The 11,115-nt window shown below is 65.0% G+C and carries 9 protein-coding genes; 2 read left to right on the top strand and 7 right to left on the bottom strand.

Going from position 1 to position 11,115, the window contains the following annotated elements:
- Positions 1-6: 6 nt before the first annotated feature.
- Positions 7-987 (top strand): tripartite tricarboxylate transporter substrate-binding protein, encoded by a 981-nt coding sequence (locus GC146_RS11685; RefSeq protein ID WP_291838596.1) that lies wholly within the window; start codon positions 7-9, stop codon positions 985-987.
- Positions 988-1,011: 24 nt separating this feature from the next.
- Entirely contained in the window at positions 1,012-2,970 is a 1,959-nt protein-coding gene (locus tag GC146_RS11690) for a tripartite tricarboxylate transporter permease (protein WP_291838599.1), read from the top strand.
- A gap of 66 nt (positions 2,971-3,036) precedes the next feature.
- Here GC146_RS11690 and GC146_RS11695 read toward each other — a convergent pair whose 3' ends face one another.
- The 7 genes from GC146_RS11695 to GC146_RS11725 all read right to left on the bottom strand — a co-directional run bounded on the left by GC146_RS11695 (position 3,037) and on the right by GC146_RS11725 (position 11,084).
- Entirely contained in the window at positions 3,037-3,645 is a 609-nt protein-coding gene (locus GC146_RS11695) for a TetR family transcriptional regulator C-terminal domain-containing protein (RefSeq protein WP_291838602.1), read from the bottom strand.
- Positions 3,646-3,724: 79 nt separating this feature from the next.
- On the bottom strand, positions 3,725-5,275 hold the full coding sequence (locus GC146_RS11700; RefSeq protein WP_291838605.1) for an ABC transporter substrate-binding protein: 1,551 nt from the start codon (positions 5,273-5,275) through the stop codon (positions 3,725-3,727).
- Between the two features lie 23 nt (positions 5,276-5,298).
- Entirely contained in the window at positions 5,299-6,279 is a 981-nt protein-coding gene (locus GC146_RS11705) for an ABC transporter ATP-binding protein (RefSeq protein ID WP_291838609.1), read from the bottom strand.
- Entirely contained in the window at positions 6,276-7,241 is a 966-nt protein-coding gene (locus tag GC146_RS11710; RefSeq protein ID WP_291838612.1) for an ABC transporter ATP-binding protein, read from the bottom strand. The genes GC146_RS11705 and GC146_RS11710 overlap by 4 nt, the downstream gene beginning before the upstream one ends.
- Positions 7,238-8,125 (bottom strand): ABC transporter permease, encoded by an 888-nt coding sequence (locus GC146_RS11715; RefSeq protein ID WP_291838615.1) that lies wholly within the window; start codon positions 8,123-8,125, stop codon positions 7,238-7,240. The genes GC146_RS11710 and GC146_RS11715 overlap by 4 nt, the downstream gene beginning before the upstream one ends.
- Positions 8,109-9,059: an ABC transporter permease gene (locus tag GC146_RS11720; RefSeq protein WP_291838618.1), complete on the bottom strand. Its 951-nt coding sequence runs from the start codon at positions 9,057-9,059 to the stop codon at positions 8,109-8,111. The genes GC146_RS11715 and GC146_RS11720 overlap by 17 nt, the downstream gene beginning before the upstream one ends.
- 9 nt (positions 9,060-9,068) lie before the next feature.
- Positions 9,069-11,084 carry a CocE/NonD family hydrolase gene (locus GC146_RS11725; protein WP_291838621.1) on the bottom strand — a complete coding sequence of 672 codons (2,016 nt, stop codon included), beginning with the start codon at positions 11,082-11,084 and terminating at the stop codon, positions 9,069-9,071.
- Positions 11,085-11,115: the final 31 nt, after the last annotated feature.

Here is an 11,115-nt window from a genome sequence, read left to right on the forward strand (position 1 = left end):
ACAACGATGTTGAAACGAGCCTTGCTGGCGATCGGACTGGCCGTTGGGCTTGGGTCTGTTGCTTCCGCCGATGGCCTTGTGACCCTTCAGGTTGGTTATTCGCCGGGCGGATCCTATGACCTGAACGCCCGGCTGGTCGCCGAATATCTGGGCAAGTACCTTCCCGGCAAGCCTGACGTGATCGTGGAAAACGTGCCCGGAGCCGGATCGCTGGTCTTGGCGCGGCAGATGATGACCGACCCGACGGTTGACGGGACCCACTTGGCGACCATCAGTTCGGCCCTTGCGCTGGCCCCGGTATTCGATCCTGACAACACCGATTTCGATCCGCGCAAGGTGCATTACATCGCGAGCCTGTCTGACCATGCCTCCTACTGCGTCACCTCGAAGCGGTCGGGGATCACCACCTTTCGGCAGCTGCTGGATTCACCCGATGCCAAGGTCGGCAGTACCGGCCGCAGCAGCACAACCTACACGTTTCCTGCAGCGATCCGGGCGGCGCTGAACGGCAAGTTCCAGATCGTCACAGGCTTTCAGGGCGCCAACGAAATTGACCTTGCGATGGAGCGAGGCGACATACAGGCACGCTGCGGGATCGGGTTGGACACGATCTCGCAGGGTGACTTCGCGGAGCGTATCAACGTGGTGGCCGAACTTGCGTTGAGCCCGCAGGGCGAGATGGAGGGCCCGGCCTTTGCGCTGGATTTCGCCCCGGATCCTGCGGCGCGGGCAGCGCTGGCGCTGGTCTTTGCATCCAGCAGTGTACATCATCCAATCATTGCGCCGCCCGCGACCCCACCCGCGGTCGTTCAGACGCTGCGCAATGCCTTTGTTGCCGTTGCGTCCGACCCGGCCTTCATCGCCGAGAATGCCCGGCGAAAGACCGGGATCGTGATCACTGACGGTGCGACGGTGGAGGCGAAGATCGCGGGCTTTCTGGCAGCGCCGGCAGACGTGCAAGCCCGCGCGCGCGACTACGTGCGTTAGCGCGCGGGGCTGCGCAGAGTGCACGTGCTCGTGTCAGCCCTGTTCGAACTGGCCGAGCCTTTGCGCTTGGCGATGCTTGTATTGGGGGTCCTTCTTGGGCTGACGATCGGGGTTATTCCCGGCATCGGCGGCGTGTTCGGCCTGACCGTTCTGGTGCCGCTGACCTATACGCTAGATCCGGTTTCGGCTTTTGCACTTTTGTTGGGGATGTCGTCGGTCACGACGACGTCGGACACGGTTCCGGCGGTGCTGCTGGGCGTGCCGGGTACGGTGGGGGCGGCAGCCACCGTGATCGACGGGCACGAGATGGCCAAACAGGGGCGCGCAGCAGAGGCGTTGGGCGCGGCCTATACGGCGTCATTGATCGGTGGGTTGTTTGGCGCGGCGCTTTTGGCGATGGCGCTGCCTGTCATGCGTCCGTTGGTATTGTTCCTCAACTACGGTGACCTTCTGGCAATCACCATTTTTGGCATGACGCTGGTGGCGATGTTGTCTGGTGGCAGCCAGGTCAAGGGTTTGCTGGCGGCACTGATGGGCGTGCTTGTCTCGCTGGTCGGCCTTGATCCTTATGAGGGGGTCGAGCGGTATACCTTCGGCGCGCTTTATCTCTGGGGCGGTTTTCCCACGCCAATCGTCTTTCTGGGGCTGTTTGGCCTGTCGGAACTTGGCGCATTGATGGGGCGAGGGAAGATCCTGCGCGGGCAGGCCCAGCCCGAGCCGGGAGGGTTGGGCAGGGGCGCGCGTGCCGCGCTGCGCAACTGGCCGCTGGTCCTGCGCTCCAGCGCGCTGGGGTCACTTCTGGGGGCGGTGCCGGGCGTCGGCGTGATGGTCATCGAATGGATCGCCTATGGCAGTGCCGCACGAAAGCCGGGCCCGGGTCCAGCATTCGGCCATGGCAATGTGCGTGGTGTGATCGGCCCGGAAAGCGCGAACAACGCCAAGGAGGGTGGTGCATTGCTGCCCACGCTGGCCTTCGGGATTCCGGGCTCGGCGACGATGGCGATCCTGCTTGGCGCATTTTCGATCCATGGTCTGACGCCGGGGCCACGGATGTTGGACACGGACGCGGTCCTGCTCGTGACGATGATCCTGTCGATCGCGCTGGCCAATCTGCTGGGTGCGGCCATCTGCCTTGGTCTGACGCCACTTCTGGCGCGAATCGCTTTGGTTCCGGCACGCCTGTTGGTGCCGCTTGCACTGGTCTTTGTCCTGCTTGGTGCATTCGACACCAACAAGAGCCCGCTCGATCTCGCGGTCTTGTTCGGGTTCGGCGTGCTGGGCATCTTGTTCAAGAGCGCGGGCTGGTCGCGTCCGGCCTTTGCGCTGGGGTTCATTCTGGGGCCGAATCTGGAACGGTTCTCGGTTCTCACCTACCAGATCTCTGGCTGGACGTGGCTGTCGCAGCCATTCGTCGTAGTGATACTGGCGATGACCTTGGCGGGCTTGTTGCGGCGGCTGATGCCAGCGCGAAATGACATGACCAAGGTAGGTGCGGCTGTCATGTCCTCGCCGATCAGTCGAGACATCTGGTTGACCGGGGCACTGACGGTCGTGGCGGCGGCGATGGTGCTGGGAAGCTGGAACCTGCCTTTTGCCGCGGCTTTGTTTCCCCGGGTCGCCGGCGCCGCGGCGGTGCTGATTGGCGGCGGCATATGGATCAGTGAAAAGGTAGCGCGTCGCGTCAAGGGCGCGGCTTTGGCCGAGGGAAGCTCTGTCAGCTCCGCACCAAACCAGTCGATGGCGGGGCGGCCAAACCAGCGACTGGTCGCAATGGCCGTCTTGCTGGGGGCGCTGATACTCGGATTTGGCCATCTTGCCGGCCCATTCCTCTTCGTGCTGCTGACGCTGCTGGCAACGCCGTCGCGCAGGCCGCTGCGGGCCGTGATCGCGGCCTTGGCCGTCTTGGCGATCATCTATCTGGTCTTTGATCGGTTGGTGCCGCAAACTTGGCCCGCACCGTTGATCACGAGCCTGTTTGGCTGACCTCGGGCGCCGGACTTTTGCCTGGCGACTTGTGTCTGGCGCACCACGCCACGCCGCACGGCTGTCTCAGTCGACAGGGCCCAGACGGGCGGCAAGGAATTCGGTGCAGGCGGCCCGCGCGGCCGGGCCGCTGAGGCCCTCGGGGTCAAGGCTGCGTTCAAGCCAGAGACCATCCACCAATGCGATCAGCGTGACCGCCAGCGCCTCGGCATCGATCTTTCGGCCGCGCGCGCGCGCGACGGTGGCAATCACGCTGGCCACGCTCGTGCGGTAGCGCGTGTAATGCTCGCGATGCACCGCCATCAGCGCAGGATTGCTGCCAATCTCGCTCCAGAGTGCAAGCCACGCCCGCAGCGCACCGGGCGCAAAGAGGTCTTCGGACAAAACAGCGTCGATCAGGGCGGCGAGGTCGGTCGCTGATTCGGCCGCCAGCACGGTGTCCAGCAGCCGGTCGTACATCTGGCGGTAGACCGCAACCAGCAGCCCGTCCTTGGAGCCGAAGTGATGCGTGATCAGCCCGCGCGAGACCTCGGCCTCGGCGGTGATCCGGTCAATCGTGAAGGCCAGAAGGCCGCCGTCCTTGAGGCATGCCAATCCTGCCGCGATCAGCATCTCCCGCCGGTCGTCGGGTTTCAGGCGGCGATAGCGCGGTGCGCGTTCGGGAGTAGATGCCATGCGCAATTTTACGTTGAAACGTCCCGATGTCGACAGGCCGAGGGTGCAGCCGCCGGGAAGACCGGCGGCTGCCCCATTCTTAGACCTTGGTGAAGCGGGTCGGGTCGGGATGACCGTCGGCGAGGATCACCGGTTTGAGATCGGACTTGTGGACCGCGAGGTAGGGCTCGAAGCAGATGAAGACGAAATCACCTGACTCTTCCATCAGGTCTTCCATCCGGTTGAACATTACCTTGCGCTTGGCGTCGTCGGTCTCAAGCTGCACCTTCTTGTAGAGGTCCGCATATTCGGGACTGTCGAAGAACGACCAGTTGTAGACGCCGATCTGGTCGGGCAGGAACCACACGAGGTTCTCGGTGGGCTCGATCCCGCCAGCGAACGACATCAGCACCAGTTCGATCGACTTGTAGCCGTCGCCGGCGGTCTTGTCGCCGACCGACCAGTAGGCGGCCTCGTCGGTCGACTGGATGTTGATGGTGATCCCGGCCTCACCGAGGCTGGCCTGAATGATCTGCGCCACGGTCTGCGACTGGGAATCGTTGAGCGCGATCAGGGTGAGCGTCAGCCCCTCGGCCCCGGCCTCTTTCAGCAGTTCCTTGGCCTTGGCCACGTCCCGTTTGTCGATGATGTTTTTGGCGCGTGCGAAACGCGACGTCGGCTGGATCACCCCGGCCGACCGCCCGACAGCACCGTCATAGGCGCCTTCCAGCACCGCATCGCTGTCATAGGCATACTGGATGGCCTGCCGCACCCGCAGGTCCTTCAGCGGTTCGGCGTTCTGGTTGATCGTCAGCCAGGTATAGGTTGTCGATGGCGCCTCGATCAGGGTGGTGTCGGCGGGCAGAGCGTTCTTGATGCTGCGCAGGCCGGTCACCCCGATCCGCGTGAAATCAAAGCTGTCGGCCTCGTAGGCCAGAAGTGCTGCCTGATCGTCGGGCACGATGAAGAACTCGATGGTCTGGAACGTCACCGGCTCGCCCTTCCAGTCGGGGTTTGCCTTCAGCGTGACCTTCTGGTTTTGCTCCCACGAGTCAAAGAGGTAGGGGCCGCATTCCGCCGGGGCCTTGGTGGTGAAACTGCCCCCGGCCGCCTCGACCGCCTTCTTGCACACGATGTGCCCGGCATAATAGGGCAGGGCGGTGACCATGAAGGGGGCGTAAGCCTCTTTAAGGTGCAGGATGCCGTTCAGGTCATCGACGATCTCGACATGATCAAGCTGTTCGAACTGGTAGGCCCATGCGCTGTCGGACCCGGCGATGCGTTCGAAGCTGTATTTCACGTCTGCCGTGGTGACCGGGCCAAAGCCGTTGGTCCAGGTCAGGTTGTTGCGCAGCGTGAAGGCAATCGAGGTAGGCGAGGCCCAGTCGATCTTCTCGGCGGCGTAGTTGCTCAGCAGGTTGCCGTCGCGCATATCACCCACGCGGACCAGCGTCACCGTGGTACAGCGCGGGATGATGTCGTCCAGCTCTCCGATCTCGCCGTAGGGGTCGATCACCTGGTAATCGCCGGCCATCCGGATACGCAGCGTATCTCCCATCGCGGCCCATGCCATTTTCGGCCCCAATGCGAGCGTCGCAATGGCGGCGCCCCCGGCCTTGAGCAGGCCACGTCTGTCAGTTCTCCACTCCATGTCGTCTCTCCTTTTGTTGGTCTTCAGGTCGGTTCGGGTTCGGCAAGATGGCAGCGCGCCTGCCACCCCGGCGCGATCGCGCGCAGGGCGGGCGGTTCGACGCGGCAGCGGTCGGTGGCGCGCGGGCAGCGGGTATGAAACTCGCACCCAGCAGGGCGTTGCAGAAGGCTGGGGATTTCACCCTTGATGGCCAGATCGTCGCGGCGGCGGCGCGGGTCGGGGTGTGGCTCTGCCGCGATCAGGCTGGCGGTGTAGGGGTGCCGGGGATTGGCAAAAACCTGTGCCGTTGGCCCTGATTCCACCAGCCGCCCAAGGTACATGATGGCGATCCGGTCGGTGACGTGGCGCACCATGGCAAGGTTATGGCTGATGATCATGAAGCTGAGGTTCAGCCGGTCGCGCAGCCCGCTCATCAGGTTGAGCACCTCGCCCTGCACCGATACATCCAGCCCCGCCGTCGGTTCGTCGGCAAGCACCAGCCGGGGCGTCAGGGCCAGTGCCCGCGCCACGCAGACCCGCCGCGCCTGGCCGCCGGATAACTCGTGCGGGAATCGTTCGGCGATGGCGGCGGGCAGGCCCACCGTTTCCAGCAGTTCGCGCGCCCTTTCGCGGCGGTTGCCCATTGGTTCGCGATGAATGACGAAGGGTTCTGTCACCAGCGCACCCACCCGCATCCGCGGGCTGAGCGAGGCGACCGGGTCCTGGAACATCAGCGCGGTTTGTCGGCGCAGCGCGGTGAAACTGGCGCGGCTGCCAAGCGGAGCGCCCTCGAAACGCATCGTGCCGGAACTTGCCGGCATCAGCCCCAGCATGGCCCGTGCCAGCGTGGTTTTGCCGGAGCCGCTTTCGCCGACAAGCCCAAGGCTTTCTCCCGACGCGATGCTGAGGGTGATGTCGGACAAGATGTTCAAGCGAGGCGCGGCCTTGCCAATCAGACGCGGCCACAGCGCACCGCCCAGCGGCAGGTCCACCTGCAGCGCTTCGATGTCGAAGACCGCGGTCATGGCACCACCTTGTGGCAGAGCGCGGCCTGCCGGTCAGAAACGCGGACGCGGGGCGGCGCCGTGCTGCGGCAGGTCGCATCAGCCTGCGGGCAGCGGGGGGCAAAGCTGCATCCCGGTGGCGGCGCGGCAAGGTCGGGCGGGCGGCCGGGAATCGTGGGCAAGACGCCCTGTCGTGTCGCGATCGCGCCGGGGTCACAGGCGATCAGCGCGCGAGTATAGGGGTGGCGCGGCGCGTGGTAGAGGTCGTCGACCGGAGCCTCTTCCACCACCTGGCCCGCGTACATCACGTAGACCCGGTCACACAGCTCGCCGATGACGCCGAGGTGGTGGGTCACGATCACGATCGCGCCGTTGATCTCGGTCCTGAGCGAGCGCAGCAGGTGGATGATCTGCGCCTCCATCGTGACATCCAGCGCGGTCGTCGGTTCGTCGGCCACCAGAAGCGCCGGGTTGGCCATCAAGGCGGCGGCAACGGCAGCGCGCTGGCGCATGCCGCCAGACAATTCATGGGGATAGCGGCGCAGGCAGAGATCGGCGTCAGCGATCCCGACCTTCAGCAGCATCTGGCGCGCGCGTTCGCGGCGTGCCGCCCGCGACAGCCCGGTATGCTGTTGAAAGTCGATGATCTGGTCCCCCATCGTCAGCACGGGGCTGAAGGCGGTCATCGGGTCCTGAAATATCATCGCGATGTCGCGCCCGCGCAGCTTGCGCCGGGCGTCTTCGTGAAGGGACAGGATATCACGGCCGTTCAGCCGCACTTCGCCCGCCGTGACATCGGCATTGGCATCAAGCAGGGCGATCAGGGCCGCGGCGAGGGTGGACTTGCCACAGCCGCTTTCGCCGACGATTCCGATCACTTCGCCCGCTTGGGCGGTCAGGCTGACCCCGCGCAGCGCAGCTACGTCGCCACCTTCGGCCCGGTAGGCGACAGACAGGTCATCCACCTCCAAAAGCGCGCTCATCGGGCCGCCCTGAGTTTAAGCTTTGGATCAAGAGCGTCGCGTAAACCTTCGCCTAAAAACGTAAAACCGAGCGTGCAGAGGACCAGCGGAATGCCGGCGGCAATGACCATGTAGGGGGCCGAGCGCAATGAGGTGTAACCGTCATACAGGATATTGCCCCATGACGGCGTGGGCGGCCCGACGCCAAGGTTGAGGTAACTCAGCCCGGCCTCCAGCATGATGACCACGGGAATATCCATGCTCAGCAGGATCACCAGCGGCCCCACCACGTTGGGCAGCAGGTGCCGCAGGATGATCCGGGCCGACGATGCCCCGATGGTGCGTTCCGCCTGGATGTAGTCGGCGCCCTTCAGCGCCAGCGTCTGCGCCCGGATCAGCCGGCCATAGCCCGGCACCGAGACCAGCACGATGACGAGGATCAGCGTCGGGATGCCCGGCCCCAGCACAGTGATGACGGCCAGCGCGAACATGATCATCGGCAGCGATGAGAAGCTGTCGAAGAACAGCACCAGCACCGCATCCAGCCAGCGCGGCCCGAACCCCGCGACAAGGCCCAGCAGCAGCCCCAGCACGCCCGCGATGCCGGTCGCGGTCATCGAGATGCCCAGCGCCACGCGCGCGCCCCAGATCAGCCTCGACAGCATGTCGCGGCCTAGCTGGTCGGTCCCGGCCCAGTGGGCGAGGTTGGGTGGCTGGAACTTGTGGCGGACGTCGATGTGGATCGGGTCGTAGGGGGCGAGCAGCGGCGCGAAGATGGCCAGAATGATGAACGTGATGACAAGAATCGCGCCGGTCATGCCCATCGGATCACGCAGCAACTGGCCCAGCGCGCTTCGGCCGGGTGGGGGCAACTCTTCGGTGATCTCCTCAGCCGCGAAGGACATCGCGCACCCTTGGATCCAGCCGCGCGATCAGAAGATCGGCGGCGGTGACGACGACAAGGTAGAAGGCGGTCATGAACAGGACCGTGCCCATCACGACGGGATAGTTGCGCTTTTCCACTGCTCCGGTGATCAGTGTGCCGATGCCCGGGCGCGAGAACACGGTTTCCACGAAAACGGCGCTCGACAGGATCGAGCCGGCGCCGATGGCGACGATCGCGATGGTCGGCACGATGGCAATGCGCAACGCGTATTTCAGCACCACCACGGTTTCCGGCAGGCCGAAGGCGCGGGCGGTGCGGATGTGGTTGGCCCCCATCACCTCAAGCATCGAGGCGCGCACCAGCCGCGCGATATAGCCGATCCAGGTGACGCCGATGGCGAAGGAGGGCAGGATCAGCGCCCGGGCCTGGCTGGCCCAGTCGCCCTTCTGGCCTGCGCCGATGGCGGGCAGCCAGCCCAGCCAGACCGCGAAGATCAGCAGCGAGTAAAGCGCGATCACGAAGGACGGGACCGAAATCATGCTGACCGAAAGCACCCCCAGCAGTCGGTCGATGAAGGTATCGCGCCAGATCACCGCAAGGCAGCCAAGGGCGATCCCCAGCACCACCGCCCAGCCCAACGAGACGACGCCCAGCAGCAGGGTTTGCGGAAAGACCTCAAGGATGACGTCCAGCACCGGGCGTTTTGACCAGACATCGATACCCAGATCGCCGGTGGCCGCGGCCCGGAAGAAGTGCCAGATCTGGCTCAGCAGAGGCTGGTCCAGTCCCATCCGCTGGATCAACAGCGCCTTGAGTTCGGGCGTCGCCCGTGGGCCAAGGGCAATCGAGGCCGGATCGCCCGGGATCACGAAGACCATCGCGAACATGCCCAGCATCACGACCACCAGGATCAGCAGCGCCAGTGCGATCCGCTTGATGGCATAGCCTAGCATCCGGGGGCCTCAGACCATTTCACGCGGGATCCTTTCGTGCCAGGATTTCGCGAAAACCTGCTTGCCGTCCTCGTGCAGGACCAGCTCCATGTCGATGATGAAGTGGGTGGCGTCGCAGGACATCGACCCCTTGGAGTGATGCGTGATCGTGGCATCGGGGCGGCGGATCTCGACCTTGTTGTCGGTGTAGGTCACGGCGCTGAGCGGATCGCCGTCGATGATCTCGAACCGGGCCACGCCGGTCGAGGCATGGGTTTGGGAAATGTCTGGCATTTCCTTGACATAGGTCCAGCGCGGAAAGTCCACGGTGATCTTGCCCGACAGCAGGTCGCGCACCACGCGGCGCGGGTGCAGCTCGGGGGAGGGGTGGCTGATAGAGGGGGTGTCCTGCGCTTCTTCGGACGGGTCGAATTCGCGCAGCGCGGCATCCTCGGCGCGCGGCGGGCGCACCGGCAGCACAAGGTGCGAGGCGCCCAGGTGCACCGTCAGCGTAGCCAGTTCCGGCGAGGGCCAGGCGATGGGCCAGTAGGTGGTGGACAGCGACACGGCAATGCGGTGACCGGCGGGGAAGTGATGGGCGATGTCGTCCATCTCGACCGTGGCGGTATAGGTCTTGCCGGGCTCCAGCGCTGTGGCGTGTTCGTGGCTGTCGCGATGGGTAAGGTTCAGCAGGCCGATGCCCACGCGGGTAGAGCGGCCATCGGGCATCACGTCGTTCAGCCGCGCCGCGACAAGCGCCTGCGGCTTGTCCGACGAAAAGGTCAGCTTGATCAGTGGCGCGCCGAGAATCTCGACGGCTTCGGTCAGAGGTTCGGTGACAAAGACAAGGCTGCCGCCATCATCCTCGCGCTGGTCGCCCGCCCATTCGGCATCTTCGCCATAGCGGCCAACCTCGCCCGCTCCTGCGCCCACCCAAAGCGGCGAACAGATCGCGGCCTTGCCGGTGCCGGGCGCGCCGCCCAGCGTGCCGTGGGGATTGAGCGACATTTGCCGCATCTCGATCCGCGGGCTGGGCCAGCTGTCTTCGCCCACCCAGCGGCCGGGCCGCTCAAGGTAGCAGGTCTGCGGCGGCACGCTGTCCTGCATCCAGACGCGGTACATCGGTTCGTCCATGATGCCGGTGGCGCGGCCCTTCATCCAGTGATCGCACCAGCGCAGCACCTCCTGCAGCCAGCCGATATCAGGCTTGACCGCGGCATCGTAAGGGAAGGAATGCGCCCAGGGGCCGACCAGCCCCAGCCGCGGCCCCGAGAGCCCGGCCAACAGGCGCGGCACGCTTTCGGAATAATTGTCTGCCCAGCCCGAGACCGCGTAGACCGGGATGGTGATCTTCGAGAAATCCTCGCAGACTGAGCCCTGTTTCCAGTAGTCGTCGCGGCGCTGGTGGCGCATCCAGTGTATGATCCACGGATACTGGTGTTCCATCCGGGCCTGCCACATCTCGCGCCAGCGTTCTCCCACGATGGCGGGGTCGGGGGGCAGGTCGTTATGGGCCATCATCGTCGCGGCCCAGTCGAAATTGTCCTTGGACAGGCAGCCGCCGACCCAGTGGATATCGGTCGCGTAGCGGTCATCGGTGGAGCCGACGGTGATGATCGTCTTCAGCGCCGGCGGCTGGCGCGCCGCGATCTGAAGCCCGTTGAAGCCGCCCCAGCTGATGCCGATCATCGCGACCTGCCCGTCGCACCAGTCCTGCGCGGCGATCCAGGCAATCGCCTCGACCCCGTCAAGCTGCTCTTGCACGGTATATTCGTCGTCGATCAGCCCGTCGCTGTCGCCGCTGCCGCGAATGTCCAAGCGGACACAAACGTAGCCATGCCCGGCAAGATAGGCGTGCATGCCCTGGTCGCGGGTGCGGGTCCCGTCGCGCTTGCGGTAGGGGAGGTATTCCAGGATCGCCGGAAAGCGGCCCGGCGCGTCGGGCATCCACACCTTGGCGGCCAGACGGGTGCCGTCGGCCAGTGGGATGAAGATGTTCTCGATGACCTTCACCTTGTTCGGAAAGGTCGTTCGGGTGGTGGGCATTGCCGTGTCTCCCCCTTATTGAACGAACATA

This window comes from Limimaricola sp. (assembly GCF_016125575.1).
Lineage (GTDB): Bacteria > Pseudomonadota > Alphaproteobacteria > Rhodobacterales > Rhodobacteraceae > WGLM01.

What these genes read in the sequence shown, in the direction of transcription:
- GC146_RS11685 (WP_291838596.1), top strand. Translation starts at nt 7, where the DNA reads ATGTTGAAACGAGCCTTGCTGGCGATCGGACTGGCCGTTGGGCTTGGG.
- GC146_RS11695 (WP_291838602.1), bottom strand. Translation starts at nt 3,645, where the DNA reads ATGGCATCTACTCCCGAACGCGCACCGCGCTATCGCCGCCTGAAACCC.
- GC146_RS11700 (WP_291838605.1), bottom strand. Translation starts at nt 5,275, where the DNA reads ATGGAGTGGAGAACTGACAGACGTGGCCTGCTCAAGGCCGGGGGCGCC.
- GC146_RS11705 (WP_291838609.1), bottom strand. Translation starts at nt 6,279, where the DNA reads ATGACCGCGGTCTTCGACATCGAAGCGCTGCAGGTGGACCTGCCGCTG.
- GC146_RS11710 (WP_291838612.1), bottom strand. Translation starts at nt 7,241, where the DNA reads ATGAGCGCGCTTTTGGAGGTGGATGACCTGTCTGTCGCCTACCGGGCC.
- GC146_RS11715 (WP_291838615.1), bottom strand. Translation starts at nt 8,125, where the DNA reads ATGTCCTTCGCGGCTGAGGAGATCACCGAAGAGTTGCCCCCACCCGGC.
- GC146_RS11720 (WP_291838618.1), bottom strand. Translation starts at nt 9,059, where the DNA reads ATGCTAGGCTATGCCATCAAGCGGATCGCACTGGCGCTGCTGATCCTG.
- GC146_RS11725 (WP_291838621.1), bottom strand. Translation starts at nt 11,084, where the DNA reads ATGCCCACCACCCGAACGACCTTTCCGAACAAGGTGAAGGTCATCGAG.